18 protein-coding genes are annotated in these 19,428 nt (G+C 66.9%); 11 read left to right on the plus strand and 7 right to left on the minus strand.

Annotation, left to right across the window (positions count from 1 at the left end):
* Nucleotides 1-85: 85 nt before the first annotated feature.
* The 4 genes from HZA32_06030 (at nucleotide 86) to HZA32_06045 (ending at nucleotide 5,415) form a co-directional block, all read left to right on the plus strand.
* Nucleotides 86-1,207: an FIST C-terminal domain-containing protein gene (locus tag HZA32_06030; GenBank protein MBI5423627.1), complete on the plus strand. Its 1,122-nt coding sequence runs from the start codon at nucleotides 86-88 to the stop codon at nucleotides 1,205-1,207.
* The gene (locus tag HZA32_06035; protein ID MBI5423628.1) at nucleotides 1,204-2,727 is read left to right on the plus strand and encodes a response regulator; all 1,524 of its coding nucleotides are present in this window, start codon (nucleotides 1,204-1,206) and stop codon (nucleotides 2,725-2,727) included. Before HZA32_06030 ends, HZA32_06035 begins: the two co-directional genes overlap by 4 nt.
* A gap of 210 nt (nucleotides 2,728-2,937) precedes the next feature.
* Nucleotides 2,938-5,157 carry a DNA gyrase/topoisomerase IV subunit A gene (locus tag HZA32_06040; GenBank protein MBI5423629.1) on the plus strand — a complete coding sequence of 740 codons (2,220 nt, stop codon included), beginning with the start codon at nucleotides 2,938-2,940 and terminating at the stop codon, nucleotides 5,155-5,157.
* Between the two features lie 42 nt (nucleotides 5,158-5,199).
* Nucleotides 5,200-5,415 (plus strand): hypothetical protein, encoded by a 216-nt coding sequence (locus HZA32_06045; protein ID MBI5423630.1) that lies wholly within the window; start codon nucleotides 5,200-5,202, stop codon nucleotides 5,413-5,415.
* 9 nt (nucleotides 5,416-5,424) lie between these two features.
* On the opposite strand, the gene HZA32_06050 is transcribed toward HZA32_06045, so the two are convergent.
* Nucleotides 5,425-6,114: an HNH endonuclease gene (locus HZA32_06050; GenBank protein ID MBI5423631.1), complete on the minus strand. Its 690-nt coding sequence runs from the start codon at nucleotides 6,112-6,114 to the stop codon at nucleotides 5,425-5,427.
* A gap of 1 nt (nucleotide 6,115) precedes the next feature.
* The gene (locus HZA32_06055; GenBank protein MBI5423632.1) at nucleotides 6,116-6,361 is read right to left on the minus strand and encodes a helix-turn-helix transcriptional regulator; all 246 of its coding nucleotides are present in this window, start codon (nucleotides 6,359-6,361) and stop codon (nucleotides 6,116-6,118) included.
* 128 nt (nucleotides 6,362-6,489) lie between these two features.
* Here HZA32_06055 and HZA32_06060 point away from each other — a divergent pair, with 128 nt between their 5' ends.
* A complete protein-coding gene (locus HZA32_06060; protein MBI5423633.1) occupies nucleotides 6,490-6,717 on the plus strand; it encodes a hypothetical protein in 228 nt (75 codons plus the stop codon).
* Between the two features lie 304 nt (nucleotides 6,718-7,021).
* Here the strand turns inward: HZA32_06060 and HZA32_06065 are convergent, their stop codons facing one another.
* The gene (locus tag HZA32_06065) at nucleotides 7,022-7,627 is read right to left on the minus strand and encodes an antibiotic biosynthesis monooxygenase (GenBank protein ID MBI5423634.1); all 606 of its coding nucleotides are present in this window, start codon (nucleotides 7,625-7,627) and stop codon (nucleotides 7,022-7,024) included.
* A gap of 233 nt (nucleotides 7,628-7,860) precedes the next feature.
* Between HZA32_06065 and HZA32_06070 the strand changes: the two genes are divergently transcribed.
* The 3 genes from HZA32_06070 to HZA32_06080 all read left to right on the plus strand — a co-directional run bounded on the left by HZA32_06070 (nucleotide 7,861) and on the right by HZA32_06080 (nucleotide 10,905).
* Nucleotides 7,861-8,913 (plus strand): hypothetical protein, encoded by a 1,053-nt coding sequence (locus HZA32_06070; GenBank protein ID MBI5423635.1) that lies wholly within the window; start codon nucleotides 7,861-7,863, stop codon nucleotides 8,911-8,913.
* 13 nt (nucleotides 8,914-8,926) lie between these two features.
* On the plus strand, nucleotides 8,927-9,931 hold the full coding sequence (locus HZA32_06075) for a hypothetical protein (protein ID MBI5423636.1): 1,005 nt from the start codon (nucleotides 8,927-8,929) through the stop codon (nucleotides 9,929-9,931).
* A gap of 446 nt (nucleotides 9,932-10,377) precedes the next feature.
* On the plus strand, nucleotides 10,378-10,905 hold the full coding sequence (locus HZA32_06080) for a hypothetical protein (GenBank protein MBI5423637.1): 528 nt from the start codon (nucleotides 10,378-10,380) through the stop codon (nucleotides 10,903-10,905).
* Nucleotides 10,906-11,064: 159 nt separating this feature from the next.
* On the opposite strand, the gene HZA32_06085 is transcribed toward HZA32_06080, so the two are convergent.
* Nucleotides 11,065-11,667, minus strand: a complete 603-nt coding sequence (locus tag HZA32_06085; GenBank protein MBI5423638.1) for a class I SAM-dependent methyltransferase — start codon at nucleotides 11,665-11,667, stop codon at nucleotides 11,065-11,067.
* Between the two features lie 95 nt (nucleotides 11,668-11,762).
* Here HZA32_06085 and HZA32_06090 point away from each other — a divergent pair, with 95 nt between their 5' ends.
* Complete coding sequence (locus HZA32_06090) at nucleotides 11,763-12,767, plus strand: WYL domain-containing transcriptional regulator (protein MBI5423639.1); 1,005 nt, start codon at nucleotides 11,763-11,765, stop codon at nucleotides 12,765-12,767.
* Between the two features lie 219 nt (nucleotides 12,768-12,986).
* On the opposite strand, the gene HZA32_06095 is transcribed toward HZA32_06090, so the two are convergent.
* The 3 genes from HZA32_06095 to HZA32_06105 form a co-directional block, all read right to left on the minus strand.
* On the minus strand, nucleotides 12,987-13,460 hold the full coding sequence (locus HZA32_06095) for a hypothetical protein (GenBank protein MBI5423640.1): 474 nt from the start codon (nucleotides 13,458-13,460) through the stop codon (nucleotides 12,987-12,989).
* Between the two features lie 257 nt (nucleotides 13,461-13,717).
* On the minus strand, nucleotides 13,718-15,748 hold the full coding sequence (locus HZA32_06100) for a TonB-dependent receptor (GenBank protein MBI5423641.1): 2,031 nt from the start codon (nucleotides 15,746-15,748) through the stop codon (nucleotides 13,718-13,720).
* Nucleotides 15,749-15,858: 110 nt separating this feature from the next.
* A complete protein-coding gene (locus HZA32_06105; GenBank protein ID MBI5423642.1) occupies nucleotides 15,859-16,179 on the minus strand; it encodes a hypothetical protein in 321 nt (106 codons plus the stop codon).
* Nucleotides 16,180-16,300: 121 nt separating this feature from the next.
* Here HZA32_06105 and HZA32_06110 point away from each other — a divergent pair, with 121 nt between their 5' ends.
* Both HZA32_06110 and HZA32_06115 read left to right on the plus strand, forming a co-directional pair.
* A complete protein-coding gene (locus tag HZA32_06110; GenBank protein ID MBI5423643.1) occupies nucleotides 16,301-17,035 on the plus strand; it encodes an HAD family acid phosphatase in 735 nt (244 codons plus the stop codon).
* Between the two features lie 73 nt (nucleotides 17,036-17,108).
* Complete coding sequence (locus tag HZA32_06115) at nucleotides 17,109-19,415, plus strand: fused MFS/spermidine synthase (GenBank protein MBI5423644.1); 2,307 nt, start codon at nucleotides 17,109-17,111, stop codon at nucleotides 19,413-19,415.
* The last annotated feature ends 13 nt before the right edge of the window (nucleotides 19,416-19,428 follow it).

The raw sequence follows: 19,428 nt of genomic DNA on the forward strand, positions 1-19,428 counted from the left end.
GGAGCAAATTAGTCCTCGTGCCGTCTGCCGATTTTCCCAAGTTTCGGGATTCAATCGGCAAACCCCGCGCGCCGATGTTCAGGAGATGAAAGTCGAACAGCTGCTTTTTACCCCCGCCCAGGAATGGTGCCCGCACCACGGCTCGCTCGCCGGCGTCGCGCCGCAATTCGTGCTCGTCTTCGGCGAACGCGCCCTGCTCACCGCGCCGAACCTCGCCGGGCTGCGCGCGCGCTTCCCGTCCGCGCGCCTCGTTTGCTGCTCCACCGCCGGCGAAATCGTCGGCACGGAAGTGCATGTCGGCTCGCTCACCGCCACCGCCGTCGCCTTCGAGCGCAGCGAGGTGCGCTGCCTCTCCACCACCATCGCGCAACCCTCCGACAGTCGCGCGTGCGGCGCCCACCTCGGCCGCGAACTCGCGCGGCCGGACCTCGCGCATGTCTTCGTGCTCTGCGACGGCGCGATCACCAACGGCAGCGAATTCGTCGCCGGCCTCGTCGCGCACCTGCCCGCCGCCGTCAAAGTCACCGGCGGCCTCGCCGGCGACGGCGATCGTTTCGAAAAAACATTGGTCGGTCTCGACGAACTCCCGACCGATGGCCGCATCGTCGCACTCGGTTTCTACGGCACCCAGCTGCGCGTGCACTACGGCTGCGAGGGCGGCTGGTCGTCCTTCGGTCCCGAGCGCATCGTGACGCGCTCCGTCGGCAACCAACTCTTCGAACTCGACGGCCGTTCCGCGCTCGACCTCTACAAGAGTTACCTCGGCGACCAGGCACGCGGTTTGCCGGGCACCGCGTTCCGCTTCCCGCTCAGCGTCCACCCGATCGGCGCCGCCGCGCCGGTCGTGCGCACCATTCTCTCGATCGACGACGCCGCGCCGAGCATGACGTTCGCCGGCGACATCCCGATGGGCGCGCGCGTGCGCTTCATGCGCGCTTCCTACGAGGACATCATCGACGGCGCCGCCCGCGCCGCCACCGCCGCCCGCGGCGACGAACCGGAACTCGTGCTCTGCGTCAGCTGCATCGGCCGCCGCATCGTGCTCGGCCAGCGCACCGAGGAGGAAACCGAACTCGTCCGCGACGCCGTCGGCACCCGCTCCGTCATCACCGGTTTCTACTCCTACGGCGAACTCGCGCCGCAGGGCGACGGCGCCTGCCAGCTGCACAACCAGACGATGACGATCACGTCGCTGTCCGAAGCATGACGCCTTCGCACCGCCTCCTCGCGCGCCAGATGCGCAAGCATTTCGGCGACGCTCCGCCGGACGACCCGCGGCTGGAGGCGTTCCTGCGCGCCGTCGAGAGCGCCTACGAGCAGTCCGACGCCGACCGCCAGCTGCTCGACCGCGCGATGAAGCTCAGCTCCGACGAGCTCAGCGCCGCCGTCGAATCGCTCCGCCACCAAAACGCCCTCGAGCACGACGTGCTGGAGAAACTCCGCTCCTCCATCCGCGCCCTCGGCGCACCCGACCTCGCCGCCGCCCACGGCAGCAACGACGTCCTCGAACTCGCCGCCGTCATGCAGCAGCTCGTCGCCGAGCGCAACGCCAGCAAGGCCGCCCTCGAAGCCGCCAAGGAGGCCGCCGAGTCCTCCAGCCGCGCCAAGAGCGAGTTCCTCGCCGTGATGAGCCACGAGATCCGCACGCCGCTCAACGCCGTCATCGGCTTCGCCTCGCTCATGGCCGACGCCCCGGAAGCCGACCACCGCGAGCACATCGACATCATCCGCCGCAGCGGCGAGCACCTGCTCGCGCTCATCAACGACATCCTCGATTTCTCCAAGATCGAAGCCGGCCACCTCGAACTCGCCGCCGCGCCGTTCGACCTGCCGCAACTCTGCCGCGACGCCCTCGACTTCGTGCGCCAGCCGGCCGCCGCGAAGCAGCTCGCGCTCGTCTCCGACGGCATCGAGGTGCTGCCCGCCCGCATCGTCAGCGACGCCGCGCGACTCCGCCAAGTCCTCACGAACCTCCTCAGCAACGCCGTCAAATTCACTGCGGCCGGCCGCGTGATCTTGCGCGTCGCCACCACGCCGCGCGGCGCCGGCTGGTTGCTCCGCTGCGAGGTCATCGACACCGGCATCGGCATCAGCGCCGAACATTTGCCGCGCTTGTTCCGCGCGTTTTCCCAGGTCGACTCCTCCAACGTCCGCCAGCACGGCGGCACCGGTCTCGGCCTTGCCATCAGCCGCCGCCTCGCCGAACTCATGGGCGGCACGCTGGAGGTCGAGAGCACGCTCGGCGCCGGCTCGCGCTTCATTCTCGAGCTGCCCGTCGGACGCGTGGCGGACGCGGCGCCCGCCGCTCCCGTTGCGGCCGTGACTGCGGCCGCCGGCGTGTTGCGCATCCTCGTCGTCGAGGACAACGAGAACAACCGCCGGCTCATGCGCCTCGGCCTCGAAGCCTCCGGCTACGCCCCGGTCTTCGCGCACGACGGCCGCGCCGCCCTCGCCGCCCTCGCCCGGCCCGACGACTTCGACGTCGTCTTCATGGACCTGCAAATGCCCGAGGTCGACGGCTTCGGCGTCGTGGCGGAATTGCGCCAGACCGTGCCGCTCCTTCGCCCGCCCTACGTGATCGCGCTCACCGCCAGCGTGCGTCCCGAGGATCGCGACCGCGTGCTCGCCGCCGGCATGCACGAATTCATCGCGAAGCCCGCGCCCATTTCGGAAATCCGCGCCGCCCTCGTCCGCGCCCGCGACTGGCTCGCCGCGCGCGCCGGGTAGCCCGCGACCTGCGTTTGGCGGCTTGTCATCGCGAGGTCCGTGAAGCGGCCCTTGGCGATCCAGCTGCCCCCGCCTCCCGTCAACCGACCGCTTGACGGCCCCCCGCCCGCCCCAGCAAGTTCCAAGGGCCAAGTCCCAAGTAACAAGCCCCGAGATTTCGGCTTCCGTCTTGTTACTTGAGGCCTGTCACCTCCCACTTTCTCCCCGCAGATGTCCAAGAAGAAACCGTCCAAGAAACCCACCGACCAAGCCGAGCTTCCGCTCGACGCCGCCAGTGCCGCCGCCGCTGCACCGGAGGACAGAGGGCAGAAGGCCGCAGACGGAGATTCGAAGACGGAAACCGCTTCATCCGGTCCGTCCTCCGCAATCAGTCCTCCGTCCTCCGCATCCGCCCAGCCCTCAGCTCCCAGCTCTCAGCTCTCAGCTTCCGCAGACGCCCCGCGCCGCGCCAAGGGCGAAAAGGTCCAGGACGAAACCGCGCCGCTCGCGAAAGCCTACCGCAACTGGTTCCTCGACTACGCCAGCTACGTCATCCTCGACCGCGCCGTCCCGCACCTCGACGACGGCCTGAAACCCGTCCAACGCCGCGTGCTCCACACGCTGTGGGACATGGACGACGGCCGCTTCCACAAGGTCGCCAACGTCGTCGGCGCCACGATGAAGCTGCACCCGCACGGCGACGCCTCCATCGGCGCCGCGCTCGTCGGCATCGCCCAACGCGGGTGGCTCATCGAGCCGCAAGGCAACTTCGGCAACACCATGACGGGCGACGAAGCCGCCGCCCCGCGTTACATCGAAGCGCGCCTGACGCCGTTCGCGCGCGAAGTGCTCTTCAACCCGAAGACGACGACGTGGCAGCTCAGCTACGACGGCCGCGCCAAGGAGCCCGTCACCCTCCCCGCCAAGTTCCCCATCGCGCTCCTCGAGGGCGCCGACGGCATCGCGGTCGGCCTGTCGACGAAGATTCTCCCGCACAATTTCAACGACCTCTGCCGCGCCGCGATCAATCACCTGCAAGGGAAAACCTTCCGCATCCTCCCCGACTTCCCGACGGGCGGCACCGCCGACTTCGCCGAATACAACGACGGCGAGCGCGGCGGCAAGGTGAAGGTCCGCGCCAAGATCGAAGCGCGCTCCAAGTATCTCCTCGCCGTCACCGAACTGCCCTTCGGCGTCACCACCGAATCGCTCATCGAGTCGATCCTCGCCGCCAACGCGAAGGGCAAGATCAAGATCAAGCACGTCGACGACAACACCGCCGACTCCGTCGAAATCCTCATCCACCTGCCGCAGGGCTCCGAGCCCGAGAAGGTCATCCAGCAGCTCTACGTGTTCACCAGCTGCCAGGTGCAGCTCAACCCCGCCGCCTGCGTCATCGTCCGCGGCGAGAACGGCGAGGACAAACCGCAGTTCCTCGGCGTCCGCGAAATCCTCAAGCGCTCGGTCGACGCCACCAAGGAGCTCCTCAAGCGCGAACTCGAGATCAAGCTCGGCGAACTCGAGCAGCAGTGGCACTGGGATTCGCTCGAGCGCATCTTCATCGAGAACCGCATCTACCACCGCATCGAGAAATCGAAGACGTGGGAAAGCGTGCTCGAGGAAATCCGCACGGGCTTGAAGCCCTTCGTGAAGACGCTCCGCCGCGAAGTGACAGACGAGGACATCACGCGACTCACCGAAATCCGCATCAAACGCATCTCCGCCTACAACCGTTTCCAAGCCGACGAGGCCATCAAGAAAATCGAGGACGGCATCAAGGAGACCAAGGCCAATCTCAAGAACCTCACCGGCTACTCCGTCGCGTGGTTCGAAATGTTGCAGGAAAAATACGGCAAGGGCATCAAACGCCGCACCAGCTACGACGAGATCGAGCAGATCGACGCCTCCGCCGTCGTCTCCGCCAACCAGCGCCTCTACGTCAACCGCGACGACGGCTTCATCGGCCTCAACTGGCGCCAGCACGAATTCGTCACCGAGTGCACGATCCTCGATAGCGTGCTCACGATCATGGGCGACGCCTCGCTCAAGGTCACGAAGGTCGCCGACAAGGTTTTCATGGGCCGCGACATTCGGCACATCTCCATCTGGCCGAAGGACGGCGACCAGAAGTTCTACACCATGGTCTACCGCGACGGCCCCGACGGGAAGACGTTCGCGAAGAAATTCCAGATCGGCGGCCTGAGCCGCGACAAGCTCTACCCGCTCGCCAAGAGCGAAGGCTCGAAGCTCGTGTGGCTGCACGTCGCCGACAAGGAGAAGGACATGCCGAAGAACATCCACGTGAGCCTCGACGGCCGCAGCGGCGCCCGCGTCCGCGAACTGGACTTCGATCTCACCTCCATCCCCGTCAGCACCCGCACCTCCAAAGGCCTCACGGTCACCAAGTGGGCCGTGAAGGAAGTGAAGCCGAACGATCTGGAGCTAAAGTAAGCCGCCCGCGACCTTCCGGTAGCCCGCGATCTCCGAGCGCGGGTGCCGCCTTCCCTCAGCGCGCCCCAATCCGACACGTTTCTCGCCCGCGTGCAGAGCGTCACCAGCTGCACCGCGAAGCGCGACAAATACGACCGCTATCTCGCCGCCGTATTTCTCACACTCGAGGGCGGCACCGAGACCTTCCTCAACAACGCCTTTCCCACCGCCGGCCACGCCGTGGTGAAACGCGCGCGGGAGGTTAACAACAGGGGCTAGTGATCACCCTTAAACAATTTCGTCGCTCTTACTCAGGTTATGCGAAGCACAGAGGAGCTGGATGTTCTGCGGGTCAGTTGAAGAGCCACCCTTTGACCAAGGAATGATGTGATCGAAGTGCAGGTCTTTGGAAGTGCCACACTGCGCACACTTGCCCCCGTCGCGTTTCCAAACCTCACGTTTTACCGCCGTAGGTATCATTCGGCCCGGGTTCGGCTGCGCAGGCACTGGCTGCGTATCATCTTCTTCTCCCAGAACCGCAGTCAGCTTGAACTTAAAGACCTTTCTTTTCTCCGCTTGCTCAACCCACGCATCTTCTAGGTGAAACACGCCATTGTAGGACCAGATGCCGTCCTTGATTTTTTCATAGACTCGCACGCGTTCCGGGACGCGCAAACCAGCCTTGAACGCCAACGCTGCGCTCTTGAATTTGCCATTCTCAGTTGGGCGACCCGTCTTCGTGAATTCGGGCTGATCCACCAACTCCGGATACTTGCAGTCCGCCGTCTTGTTCTCGTTGTGTCCTTCGTAGATAAGCACGCGTCCGTCTTCTTCAACACGATCGGCGTAGGGGGCATTTGGTCGCACAGACATCAAGATCACCGAATGCTTCCCGTGCAGCCGGAAGTTCATTCCTCGCTGCAAGCTCGTGCCCTCTTTGAGGCACATCTCTGGGTATGAGATGATCTCGTAAGCCATTTCAGCTTTCCGTTCCCAACAACCAACCCACCGAGACGCCCAGCGCCGCAGCCAGAGCTTTCACCTCAAAGTCCGAAACGTAACGGCTTCCCGCCTCGAGTTTGGCAATTCCGGCTCGATCAATGGCGACACCTCTCGCTGCGAGCTTTCCAGAAAGCGCGTCCTGCGAGAGCTTCGGTTTGAGCGCCAGCCGAGCTTTTTTTACCCGCCTCCCGACGAGATTATTGTTCTTTTTTGGAACACCCACTCGTCCAGGTTACCAGGTCTCGACTTGAATAGTGTTCCATTTTGGAACACTGAATCAACGTGCAAGAATTCCGACAGCCTACCCGGTCTGCCTACGCGATATTCACTCAAACAATCTGCGAAGGACTAGTGCCAGCGTGGTATAACGAGAGTGACCTTCCAATCATCTACGACACTGAAGTCGATGCTCAGCGTGAAATCGCGGACACATTAATGGAACAACTGAGACAGTTCCTTGCTGGTGAACGAGAATTCAACGATGCCATCGCCATCGACGACTTCATTCTTCCGGTCGATGTTTGGCCCGACGGCAGCATCTCCACAGAAGACGGCAGCACGTTTGGTAGGCGCAGCTGAGGGTTACGGCATACGTCTACAGCTGCCCTAAGCACGCGACCCAACCCCTGAACAACGCCGCGTTTTGGGCCGCGGGCAACATGGCTCGTGACCGCCGCGTGAACCGCGAACTGCGCACGTTGGGCTGGCGCGTTGTCCGGATTTGGGAACACGAACTGACCCGCCGGAACGAGCGCCGGCTGCCGGCCCGACTCGCGCGCCACGGCCTTCGTCCGCGCCCCGCCGCGCGGGAAACCGGCCCCCGCACGCTGAATCTGTTGCCAGCGCCGAAGCGGCCCCGACGGGGAACCCGTCGTCGCCGCCATCAGCCGCGCCCGTATCGCCGCGCCTCGCCGAGCTTCGGGTGCTCCGGCGGTTGCAGCCAGCCGCGCGCGGCGCGCACGAGCCACGGCATCAGCAGCCACGTCAGCAACACCACCACTCCCGCCGCCACCGCGCCGGCGAACAGCACCGCGGGCAATGTCGCGCCGAGCAGCGGTTGCAGGAGCGCGCGCACCGCGACCGTCGCGGGCCACACCGCCGCCCAGGTCAGCAGCGCCATCTTCCAGCGCGCCGGTGCGCTCCGCGGCGAGCGGAACCACGCTTCCATCCCGTGCAACTGCCGCGAGGTCCAGTCGTCCTCCGCAAACGGCGCCACCGTCTTGTTCCACTCCTGAAACAGCGGCGACGCATAGAACGCATCGCGATCGCGCGCGCTCGCGAACGTCCGCAGGATGCCGAACTCCGTCGAGCCCGACCCCGGCGGCGGCACGATCATGCTCGCGCCGAGCACGCCGTCATGCGCGAAGGAGCTTTGGAAAAAGCTCCGCAGCGCGTCCTGATACTGCGCCTCGCACCCGGGCCGCACCCGGCGCGTGATCACCACGTGGATCGGTCCGCTGTCGTCGCTCGCTGTCGCTTCAGTGTTCATGGTTCATTCTTCCCCGAGGAAGAACGCCAGCCTAACCCCGCGCTCCGCCCGAAGGGAAGAACGCAACCGCCGCCCGCCGCGCCGCTGAGCGCGGCACGGCGCCGAAAATTTCGCTCGCCGGAGTAATCTCGCGGCTTGATTCGCCCTCGCGCGCTGTCTTCGTGCCGCGCCACGGGCCACTGCACTTCACGGTGCGGCGGCCCGTTTTTCTTTGTCCGCCAACCCACGTCCCCATGTCCACACCCACGCCTCCCCTCCCCGCTCCGCTCCCGATCCCCGCGGATCTGATCGTCGCCGGCTCGTCCGCGATCATTCCCCTCCACGCCGTCCCGATCGGCGGCGGTGGCTACAAGCTCGGTTTGGTCGTCCGAGCGCAAGACGCCCAAGGCAACCAATCCAACGATCTCCTCTTCGAACTCGATACCGGCGGACAAGGTTTCTGGATGGCGCCGAGCGGCCAGATCCCGACGCCCGCGCTCGAGGACTGCACGCTGCAGATTTCCTACACCAGCGGCATCGAATACCAGGCCCAGCCGGTCTCACTCACGCTCAGCTTCCCGGAAGCGAACACACCCTTGGCGGCGACGGCTGTCGTCGGACTGGTCGGGAAGGTCTCCGGCAAATACGACCAATTCCCGATCTTCCAAAAGCTTTACGGCGACTTCGGCGCGTCGCTCCAAGCCTACACCCAGCAGGGCCAGCCGCAGCTGCTGACCGTGCTCGCCCAACTGCCCGCGCCCTACAATACCGGCTTCATCGTCGACATCGGCCCCTATCCGCCAACGGCGGACCAAGGCGTGCAATCGCCACCGCGCGTGATCGTCGGCCTCACCGACGCGTTGCGGCAACAATTCCCGAACACGGTCCCGATGACCGCGCAACCGCCCTACATCTCCGGCCCGGCAGCCGCGCCGATCGCCACGTTCGCCGAGACGCTGATCGAAGCCCAGCTCAGTGTCGGCGGGCAGACCGTGCCCGAACCCGTCGCCGTCGTTTTCGACACCGGCGCAGCCCACACGATGATTCACAAGGGCAACGTCGTTACGCCGAGCTACAAGCCGCTCGTGGGCGACCAGATCGCCCTTGTGCCCTCCGCGAATCCGTCGTTCGCGGTGCTCAACTTCACCAACAGCTCGCCACCGAGCGTCGCCGGCTGGGCCACCCAGGGCGCCCTCAACATCCCCGCCGGCTACATCAACACCGGCCTGAACCCGTTCTATTCCTCGCCGGTCATGTTCGATCTCGCGAACGGCCTCGTTCGCTTCCCCGCCACCGTCAACTTCTGACCCTCCGCCCCTCATGCCCACCATCGTCCAAGTTCCCCTCACGCATTCGCCCTTCAACGGCACCGACGCCGGCAACAGCTACAACGTCACGCTCCAGGTCTCGCCCAACGCGCCGCAACCGGGCCTCGTCCACCCTTGCCAGGTCGACACCGGCTCGTGCGGCATCGTGATTCCCGAATCCGTCCTCTACGTCGACGGCGTCCTCGAAAAAGGACCGCTGCCCGGCGTCACGCGCGGCGACCCGATCACGATCCACTATCAGCCGTCGCAAAATTCCCTGACCGGCTACCTCTACACCATCGCCGAACTCGCCGTCGGCGCAGGCAACGGCGCGGCCGCCTTCATCGCCCGCAACGTCACCGTCGTCGGCGCCGACAACGCGCAACCGGGCGAGGGCATGATGGGCGTCGGCTTCGGCCGGCCGTCGCAGTTCGGCACCAACGTGTTTCTCAACGCCCCGGGCATCAACCCGTCCTACCTGCTCACCACCGAAGGCATCTGGCTCGGCTACACCGCCGACACGCTGCCCAACGCCGCCGAGTTCGCCTTCCAGAAGCTCACGCCCGGCGACGCGCCCGCCACATGGATCACGCCCGCCGTGCAGATCACCTTCCAGCCCGCCCACGCTCCGGCCCAAACCTACAGCGGCACCGCGCTCCTCGATACCGGCGTCAACTTGATGATGCTCGGCATCGGCGTGCCGCTGGACTTCCAGACGGTTTCCGGCGCCCAAATCACGCTCAGCTGGCCGGGCACCAGCGGCGGCTCGATCCTGAGCTACGCGCTCACCGTCGGCTCACCCGTCGCGCCCGACAGCATGACCGGCCCCTACAACGTCATCAGCGCTTCGATCATGCAGCCGAAGACCTTCCTCCCGATCCAGCCGCCCAAATCCGTCGCCGCCGCGCCCGCGCCCTTCGTCAACACCGGCATCAACGTCATTCGCGGCGCCGATTTCTTCTTCGACGCCAACGCCGGCCTCATCGGCTTCCGCTTGAAAACGCCCAACGTCGCCTGACGCGCGCCCGCCGCCGGCCAATCACCGCGCGTCTGCTCCGCCGCGCGCCGTCGCGCTTTTCTCGTCAAGCCGCACGGCGCGTGCGCCGATATACTCCGTGTCCGCCGGTTCTTTCAGGAAACTCATCAGGCATACTATCCCATACATGCCGCTGCGATCCGCTCGAGTAGTCCCACTCCCACCGCGGAGCTTAACGGTGACGAATGCCGATCGCTAGGGCTTGGCCACCGAATTGGTCATCACGCCTGAAAGTCCGGCGGACAATTTATTCTCCGCGCTGAAGCCACGCGCCATCGCACCGCGATAGATCCGCCCCTCGTCCTCGGTGCCCCGTCCTCCGCGCTCCGCCTTCCGTCCTCCGTCTTCAGTCTTCCGCCCTCCGTCCTCCGACTTCAGGCGTGCGTTTCTCCGGCGGCGTGCTTCGCTCTCCAGCGCCCCACCACCCCATGAGCAGCTCCGCGCCCCTGAGCTCGTTTCGTGTTCGTCCGCGTTTTTCCGAGACGGTCCCCACCCATCGCGACGAAACGAAGAAACTGATCCTCGCCTCGCTCGCCCGCGAACCGTCCGGGACGTTCGAGCTGCGGCCGTTCGATGAATTCGTCGGCATCCACATCGCCGAGGGAGACCGCCGCTACTATTCGCCGCGCCTCATGCTCAGCCTCTACGACTGGCCCGAGGGCGGCACGCTGATCGAGGGCACGTTCGGCCCCGAGATCGAGGTCTGGTCCATTTTCCTCTACGGCTACATCGGCACCGGCATGCTCGGCACGCTGTCCGCGATCTATGGTGGCGCACAGCTCTTCATCGACCAGGAACCGGCCGCCTTCTACGTCACCGGCGCCATGGCCGTCGTCGCGTGCGCGCTCTACCTCGCCGCGCAACTCGGCCAGAAATTCGCCGCGCACCAGACGTTCAAGCTCCACGACGCCTACGAGCGCGCCATCGCCCCGCTCCGCGCCGGCTTCGCCTCCTGACCGCCGCGCCTCCGGGCTTGGCAGGACCGCGCGACTTATTTCGCCGCTGCGCGGCAGCTGAACTTCCTCCCGGAATTCCCCCAACGCACGCTGGCGGCGGCGATGGCCGACTGAGTTCGCGCCACGCCGTGCCGCGCCGCCGCCCCGTGCCGCGCGTGCTCACGCCCGTTGCGCGACGAAAAACACGTGCGCCTGCGGCCATTGGTCGAACTCGAAGTGCCGCAGCGTCGTGCCCGCCTCGCCCAGCGTGCGCAGGATATTCGGCACTCCGGGCGCCGCGTGATACAGCGGCACACCGTGGCAGGGATTCGTCACCTCGTTCGGCTCGTCGAGACCTCCGCTGGTGAAGATCAGGACGCCCTCCGGCGCGAGCGCGGCGCACAGTTTCGCCACGACGCCCAGCTGCCGATCGAGCGGCACATGCCAGATGCTGTCCCACGCCGTGATGAAATCGTAGGCGCGCGGCGGCACCCATTCGCAGATGTCCGCATGGTGAAACGTCGCGTCCGGCTCGGCGCGCCGGGCGAGCTCGATCATCCGCGCCGAAAGGTCGACGCCCTCCACCGCGAATCCGCGGCGCCGCAGGAGCGCGCGCAACCGGCCGTTGGCGCCGCAGCCCAGATCGAGCGCGTGGCCGCCGCCCGCCTCGCGGAACGCCAGCGCCCGCTCGTGCGCCGCGATGCCGTTCGCCGCGTGAAAGTCCGGCCCGATCCAATGGTCGCCAATGCGATCGTAGACGGCGGCGGTTTCGCGTGGCTCCATGCCGGCGACAAAAACCCCGCCGCGCGCCGACGCCAAGCGTCTTCCCGCGAAATTTGCCGTGCGCCCGCGCGCCGCGCGTGTTTGGTGAACCCCGCATGCCGAAAGGTGCCCTGCCCTCCTCCCGCCCGCCGCTCGCGCGGATGCTGCGCATCCACGAAATCCTGCAGGACGGCCGGCAGACCAACTGCACCAAGCTCGCCGAGCAGCTCGAGGTTTCCACGAAGACGATCATGCGCGACCTCGCGTTCATGCGCGACCAGCTCGACCTGCCCTGCGAATACGACGCGCAGACCTTCACCTGGCGCTACGCCTACCCGGTGAAGAATTTCCCGACCGTGCAGATCAGCGAGGGCGAGCTGCTCGCGCTACTCGTGGCGCGCAAGGCCCTCGAGCAATACAAGGGCACACCCTACCACGCGCAACTCGCCCACGCCTTCGACAAGCTCTCCGCCGGCCTCAACGACCGCATCAGCTTCTCGCCCACCGGCACGCTCGGTAACATCTCCTTCCACCAAGCCGGCCTCGGCCGCTCCGACCTGAAACTCTTCGAGCGCCTCTCGCGCGCCGTGAACGAGTCGCACGAAGTCGCGTTCGACTACCGCAAGCCCGCCAGCGCCGCCGTCGAGCAGCGCCGCGTCCAGCCCTACCACCTCGCCAACCGCGAGAGCGCCTGGTATCTCGTCGGTCACGATCTCGAGCGCGATGCGCTGCGGACGTTCTCCCTCGCGCGCATGCAGGCGCTCACGGTCACCGAGCGGCGCTTCGAACGCCCGGCTGATTTCTCCGCCGAGAAATTCTTCGGCAAAGCCTTCGGCGCGTTCGTGGGCACCGGCGACTACCGCGTCGTCGTGCGCTTCACGGCCGCCGTGGCGGACCAGATTCGCGAGCGCTTCTGGCACGAATCGCAGGAAACGCGCGACCTGCCCGGCGGCGCGGTGGAGTTCACCGTGCAGCTCGGCGGCCTCGACGAGATCGTGCGCTGGCTGCTCGGCTGGGGCGGCGACGCCGAAGTCGTTTCGCCCAAAGAGCTGCGCGAACTCGTGCGCGCGAAAGCCGACGCGATCGCGCAACGCTACACGGCGCGGCGCGGCCCGAGGTAGCCCGCGACCTCCGGGCACCGGCCCGCATTCGCCCGCCTCAAGGTAGGGCGAGTCGTCCCGACGAGCCGCCCCGCGAAAACGTAGGCGGTGGCGTATTTCCGCGCCCCACGCGACACGGAGTCATCTGGGACTCAGGAACTCAGAAATCAGGGCCACGTGCACCGCCGGCCGCCGATGCCGTCCTCCCGATTTCCTGAGTTCCCAATCGAATCACCCCGCTTACGCCGCGAGCGGACGCACCATCGCCGGCACGAGTTCCGAGAACATCGACGGCTTGCGCCCCGCGGGCAGCCGACGGCGCACCGGCGCCGGCTTCGGCCCGAGCGCGACCACCAGCCGCTGCATCAGCAGCTCGATGCGTTGCGCCGAGATTTTCCAGTCCGCGCCGGTCGGGTGATACCACTCGAAACCGAACGACACGCTGCCATGGCCCGCGCCGTAGCTCACCACCGGGTGACCCTCGACTGCCAGCTCGTGGAACAGCTCGATGCCGCTCGTGAGCAGGCGCTCCTCGGCGAGCGAGATGAAGCACTTCACTTGCTGGCCGTGCGGGCGACCACTGAGCGACAGGCGAAATTCGCCGTCCTGGCCAACGTGGATGAGTTCGTCGAAATCCTCCTGGGTGCGGAGCCCGAGGAGCGACAGGGCGGAGCGGCATTCGATGAGAGGAGAGCGGAGGGAGATCGTGTTCATGGGTGGATTTGTAGCTCCACTCTAGCACCCGGGGTCGGACACGCGCCGTCCTACCCTGCAACATGCCGAAAAAAAAGCCGCCCGAGTCTGCACGGGCGGCGACGAATCTATGGAGGCTCATCTATCAGGCTGACACACGGGGTCGCCCGGTAGGGGCGGTTGCCCTCAACCGCCCTGGCTCTCATTCCAAGGGCCGTTGGGGCAACGGCCCCTACCTCGCTGCCGTCAGGGCATTGGGCGAGACACAATAAACCGCGTCAGAACGCGAAACGCACGCCGGCCGAGACGTCCCGGCCCGGCAGCGGCGCGATGTCCTTCAGGAACGACGCGTGCACGCGCGCCGTGGCGTCGTTGAGGTTGGTGCCCCGGAGAAAAAGCTCCGCGTGGATGCCGCCCAGCTTCACGCGCCGCGTGATGGAGGCGTTCACAAGCGCGTAGCCCGCCGTCGTCGTCTCGTTCTCCGCCGTGCGATCCTGCCGGCCCGCCGTGCGCACCTCGGCCGTGAACGCCCACGGCCCGGTGACCCAGTCCGCCGCGACGCCGAAACGCGACGGCGGGATGCGCGGCAGCGGGCGATCCGCATCGAGATTATCCGCGCGCACGGTGTCGGCCGTGAACCGCAGTTCGGCGCGCGACGTCTTCGTCTCGAACAGATGCGTCGTGAGTTCAAGTTCCGCGCCGATGAAACGCGCCGCGCCCTGCTGGAAGCGATAGATCGGCAGCCCCGTCGCCGCATCGTCGGTGCCGGTCGCCTGCTCGAAGATGAATCCGTCGAAGCGGTTCGCGAACACCGTCACCGCGCCCGTGAGGAAACCCGCGCGCTTGCGCAGGCTGAGGTCCACGCCGTTCACCTTCTCGGGACGCAGCGTCGGATCGCCCACTTCGAACGCCGCCGTGCCGACATGCGGGCCGTTGGCGAACAGCTCCTGCGCGTTCGGCGCGCGCTCGCTGCGCGTGACCGAAATCGCGAGCGCGTAGTCGTTGGGCAGGCGCCAGACGGTGCCGCCCGAGAATCCCACCAGCGTGTCGTCCCGGTGCGCGAAGCCGCTGGCGGCGTCCGGCGCGATTTTCTGCTGCTCCAAGCGCGTGCCGAACTCCCACGTGACGCTATCGCGCCGCAATTCCTCGTAGAGGAAGAGCGCACGGTTGGTCGTCACCGACTGCGGCAGGAACGCCTCCTCGCCGATGGCCTCGAAGTCGCTGCGCGAAGCCTGCAGCCCGATCGCGCCCGTGAGCGGACCGACCGGTGCATGCAACAGCTCGAGGCGGCCTTCGTAGCCGCGATTCTTGAAGACGGTGCCGACGTCCGCGCCCTCGAATTCGGTGTGCTGGTAGTCGGCGACGCCGAGCTGAAACTTCGCCGCGCGCAGCCACGCCGTCGGTTGCAGCAGTTCCGCATGTGCGTCCCACCGGCGCTGGCGCAGCTCGATGGTGACATCGGGCTCCGCGACCGTGCCGTAGCGGGAGTTGAGACCGCTGTAAGACGCGCCGACGTGCCCCGCCGCGCCGTTCTCGCCGAGGAAGCGCGTCAGGCCAAAGCCCGCGCCGTCGCTCTCGGTCGCGCTGTTGATCAGCGTGCCGTGCGAGATCGGTTCGCCCGCGGCGGCCATCTCCACTCGCCGCTCGTCGGTCGGCCCGAAGCTGGGAATCTTCACGTCGTCGGTCTTGCGCGTGAAGCCGTCGAGGCGCCACGCCCAGTCGCCCGCGCCTCCCGTGAACACGCCGGCGCCCGAGCGCTCGTCGGCCGCGGAACCGAACCGCGTTTCGACGCGTCCTTCGAGCGCGCGCGCGGGCTTTTCCTCGAGGATGCGGGAGTCGATCACGTTCACCACGCCGCCGATCGCCGAACCGCCGTAGAGTAGCGTCGCCGGACCGCGCACGAGCTCGATGCGGTCGACGAGCAACGGGTCAATGCTCACCGCGTGATCGGGACTGACCACCGACGCGTCCATCGTGCCGACGCCGCTCGTGAGCACGCGGATGCGATCGCTGCCCATGCCGCGAATGACCGGACGCGACGCGCCGGGACCGAAATAGGTCGACGACACGCCGGGCTCGCCCGCGAGCGTCTCGCCGAGGCTGGATTGCCGCGCGACATCGAGCCGCGGGCCGCCGAGCACGGAGGCCGGCTGGGCGATCTCGTCGACAGCGCGATCGAGCGCGCTGGAAGTGACGACGAATTCGCTGAGTTTGACTTTGTCCTGCGGCGCATCGGCCGGCGGGACGGTTTGGGCGGTCGCGAGCGCGACGCTGCCCAGAAAGAGTGGGAAAAGGGAAAAGGATTTCATGCTGAACGAACGAACGCGTCCCGCAGCAGTGCGCTGCGGAACGAAAGGAACCGGACGAATGACGGCCAGCGGCGCGCTCGCTTGAGCGCCCGCGTTTCAGGATCGTTGGTTCAGCAAAGCGGGGGCCCGCAGGCCGGCCGCAGACGGTAGTCCGGCGCGCTCCATTCGTGCGACGAAGGCAGCGCGACGCGCCCGAGTTCACGGGCATCGGAAAGGGTTTGCAGCACCGGCGCGCCGCCGAGCGACTCCACGCCATGCGCGAAGAGCGTGACGGCGCACTCATGCGCATGCGCGTCGCTGTCGTGGTGCAGCGTCGCGTGCAGCTCCGGGCTGGCGGCGAAGACACCAAGCGCCCAGATCACGACCGCCAACGACGCCGCCAGCCAGCGCGTGGCGCGCGGCGTGGGAGCTTCATGACGGAGATCGGACATGCCCGCGAAGGTTGCTGGCGTGCGCCGTTCGTCAAGCGTCCGCTGGCGAGCCGTCGCCGCTTCCCGAGGAACACGGCGGTAAACCGATTGAATTTTCCCCTGCACGCCGCACTGTGGCCGGATGCAAAGACGCCTCGTCGCGCCGGCGCTGGTGGCCGGCCTGTCCCTCGTTCTCACCAGCTGCGTCAACCCGCCCTCGCGCACTCCCGATCGCACCGCGCCGCCCCAAGCCGCGAGCCAGACCTCCCCGGCCGTCGCGCCCGCGCCCGCCGAGCCCTACAATCTCTACCTCCTCAAACAGGAGCTCAAAGCCTACGTCGACAGCGGGCGCTATGAGGCCGGACTCGGCGCCGTCGCCGCCGAAGCCAAGCAATGGGTCGAAACGCGCGCGCCGCAGGGTGGCGGGAAACTCGCCATCGTGTTCGACCTCGACGAGACGCTGCTCTCCAACCTGCCGCACATGCTCGCGATGGACTACGGCTACGTGCCGAAGAAATGGGATGAGTGGATCGAGGAGGCGCAGGCGACCGCCATCGCCCCCGTGCGCGAAGTCTACCTCGCCGCCCGCGCCCACAACGTCGCCGTGATCTTCATCACCGGCCGCCGCACGACGGACCAGCCCGGGACGGAAAACAATCTCCGCAGCGCCGGACTCGGCGGCTACACGCGCATTTTCTACAAGGCGACGAACGACCGCGGCACGACGGAGGCATTCAAAACCGCCACCCGCCGCAAGCTCGTGGAAGAGGAAGGCTACACCATCATCGCCAACATCGGCGACCAAGCCAGCGACCTCGCGGGCGGCTACGCCGAGCGCACCTTCAAGCTCCCGAATCCCTTCTACCTCGCGAAGTGAGCCGAACCAGCGCGCCAATCCGCATGTCTGGCGAGGGCCGCGTCGATCCGGCGCGGCTCCCCATATTTTCCTGATGCCGCTCTACGCCCTCACCATTTTCCTCGGCGCGTTCCTGCTGTTCCTCGTCCAGCCGCTCATCGGCAAATACATCCTGCCGTGGTTCGGCGGCGGCCCGGGCGTGTGGACTGTCTGCCTGCTGTTTTTCCAAACCCTGCTGCTCGGCGGCTACGCCTACGCGCACTTCACGTCGACGCGGCTGAAGCCCCGCACACAGGCCCTGACGCATCTCGTGCTGCTGGCGCTCTGTCTCGTCTGGCTGCCGATCATCCCCGACGCGGCCTGGAAACCGGGCCCGGGCGACGAGCCGACAAAACGCATTCTCCTGCTGCTCACCGCCACGCTCGGCCTGCCCTACCTGCTGCTCTCCGCCACCGGCCCGCTCCTGCAACGCTGGTTCAGCCTCACGCATCCGGACAAGTCCCCCTACCGCCTCTACGCGCTCTCGAACGTCGGCTCGCTGCTCGCGCTCATCGGGTATCCCTTCGCGATCGAGCCGCTGCTCTCCCGCTCCGCGCAAGCCTGGGCGTGGTCCGGCGCGCTCGCGGGCTTCGTGGTGCTCTGCGGCGTGTGCGCCTGGCAAATCCGCCGCGCCGACCCCGCCGCGCCCGACGAGAAACTCCGTAATACGGAGTTGGGCGGGGACGCGACCAACGGCCACGGCGCGCCGGACGACGCCAAGCCCACGCTCCTACAGAAATTCTTCTGGGTCGCACTGCCGGCCACGGCGTCGGTCCTCCTCGTCGGCACCACGAGCAAGCTCTGCGTCGACGTCGCGGTTATTCCGTTCCTCTGGGTGCTGCCGCTCGCGATCTATCTCGTGAGCTTCATCCTGAGCTTCGATCACCCGCGCTGGTATGCGCGCGGCTGGTTCGCCGCGCTCTTCGTCGTCGCGGGCACGGCGGTCGCCTATTTCGTGTCGCTCGGGCTGCACGCGCCGATTCTCCTGCAGATCGTCGCCTACACCGCATCGCTCTTCGTCGCCTGCATGATCTGCCACGGCGAGGTCTACCGCCTCCGCCCGGCGCCGCGGCACCTCACGAGTTTCTACCTGCATCTGTCGTTCGGCGGCGCGCTCGGCGGCATCTTCGTCGGCCTCGTCGCGCCCGTCGTGTTCAACGACTACTACGAGCTGCACCTCGGCTACTGGGCGCTCGCCTACCTGCTGGCCGCGCTCTGCCTCGTGCAACGCAGCCGCTCCATCGCGCTCGGCACGGGCGCTGGCACGTTGATCGGCATTGCGCTGCTGCCCGCGTTCTTCCTTAACCGCGCGACGGAGCCCGGCTGGTTCGGCCACGTGAAGAACTACGCGAACACTTACTACGCGTTCTACCTCGAGTATCGCTGGTGGGCCGTGGCGGTGCTGATGATGCTGCTGTGGTCGCTGCGCGGCGCGCTGCAGGCACGGTTGCCGGAGGATTGGCGCGTGCGTTTCTCGTTCCTGCCGCTCTCGCTCACCGCCCTCCTCGGCGCGGTATTCGTCATCCAAATCACCGGCACGAACGCGGGCATGATCGAGTCGTCGCGCAACTTCTACGGCACGCTGAAGGTGCGGCCCTACGGCGAGCCGGACTCGATTTCCTACAGCTACCTGCTCAGCCACGGCATCACCACGCACGGCCTGCAGTTCGTCCGAACGCCCTACGACAAATGGGCCACGACCTACTACGGCGCCAACAGCGGCATCGGCCTCGCCCTCGATCACGCCGAGCCCACGAAGGGCGGTCGCAAGTTCGGGTTCGTCGGCCTCGGCGCGGGCACGCTCGCCGCCTACGGCCTGCCCGGCGACACGATGCGCATCTACGAGATCAATCCCGCCGTCCTGCGGCTCGCGCGCGACCGCTTCACCTTCCTCGCCCACACCGCCGCCGACGTGAAGATCGTGCTCGGCGACGCGCGCCTCTCGCTGGAAGACGAGCTCGCGCACGCCGCACCGCAGCACTTCGACGTGCTCGCGCTCGACGCATTCTCGAGCGACGCGATTCCCGTTCACCTGCTCACCGAGGAGGCGTTCGCGGTCTACCTGAAACACCTGAAGCCCGGCGGCGTCATCGCCGTGCACATCTCGAACCGCTACCTCGACCTGCGCCCCGTCGTCGAAGGCCTCGCCAAGCGCTACCAGCTCCACCTCGCCACGATTTCCGACAACCCGAAGTCCGAGGACTGGTGGCTCTACCGCACGACGTGGATGCTGCTCAGCGCCGACGCGACGAAGTTCGCCCACCAGGATTTCCAGGACGCGATGGACGAGCCGTCGGACGAGACGGCCAAGACGATCCTCTGGACCGACGACCGCGCGAGCCTCGCCGGCATCCTGCGATAGGAGCCGGCCAAGA

It is taken from the genome of Opitutia bacterium, from assembly GCA_016217545.1.
GTDB lineage: Bacteria > Verrucomicrobiota > Verrucomicrobiia > Opitutales > Opitutaceae > Didemnitutus.

Excerpts from the sequence above, each read along its gene's own strand:
- HZA32_06030 (MBI5423627.1), top strand. The coding sequence starts at position 86 with ATGAAAGTCGAACAGCTGCTTTTTACCCCCGCCCAGGAATGGTGCCCG.
- HZA32_06035 (MBI5423628.1), top strand. The coding sequence starts at position 1,204 with ATGACGCCTTCGCACCGCCTCCTCGCGCGCCAGATGCGCAAGCATTTC.
- HZA32_06040 (MBI5423629.1), top strand. The coding sequence starts at position 2,938 with ATGTCCAAGAAGAAACCGTCCAAGAAACCCACCGACCAAGCCGAGCTT.
- HZA32_06050 (MBI5423631.1), bottom strand. The coding sequence starts at position 6,114 with ATGGCTTACGAGATCATCTCATACCCAGAGATGTGCCTCAAAGAGGGC.
- HZA32_06065 (MBI5423634.1), bottom strand. The coding sequence starts at position 7,627 with ATGAACACTGAAGCGACAGCGAGCGACGACAGCGGACCGATCCACGTG.
- HZA32_06070 (MBI5423635.1), top strand. The coding sequence starts at position 7,861 with ATGTCCACACCCACGCCTCCCCTCCCCGCTCCGCTCCCGATCCCCGCG.
- HZA32_06075 (MBI5423636.1), top strand. The coding sequence starts at position 8,927 with ATGCCCACCATCGTCCAAGTTCCCCTCACGCATTCGCCCTTCAACGGC.
- HZA32_06080 (MBI5423637.1), top strand. The coding sequence starts at position 10,378 with ATGAGCAGCTCCGCGCCCCTGAGCTCGTTTCGTGTTCGTCCGCGTTTT.
- HZA32_06085 (MBI5423638.1), bottom strand. The coding sequence starts at position 11,667 with ATGGAGCCACGCGAAACCGCCGCCGTCTACGATCGCATTGGCGACCAT.
- HZA32_06090 (MBI5423639.1), top strand. The coding sequence starts at position 11,763 with ATGCCGAAAGGTGCCCTGCCCTCCTCCCGCCCGCCGCTCGCGCGGATG.
- HZA32_06095 (MBI5423640.1), bottom strand. The coding sequence starts at position 13,460 with ATGAACACGATCTCCCTCCGCTCTCCTCTCATCGAATGCCGCTCCGCC.
- HZA32_06100 (MBI5423641.1), bottom strand. The coding sequence starts at position 15,748 with ATGAAATCCTTTTCCCTTTTCCCACTCTTTCTGGGCAGCGTCGCGCTC.
- HZA32_06105 (MBI5423642.1), bottom strand. The coding sequence starts at position 16,179 with ATGTCCGATCTCCGTCATGAAGCTCCCACGCCGCGCGCCACGCGCTGG.
- HZA32_06110 (MBI5423643.1), top strand. The coding sequence starts at position 16,301 with ATGCAAAGACGCCTCGTCGCGCCGGCGCTGGTGGCCGGCCTGTCCCTC.
- HZA32_06115 (MBI5423644.1), top strand. The coding sequence starts at position 17,109 with ATGCCGCTCTACGCCCTCACCATTTTCCTCGGCGCGTTCCTGCTGTTC.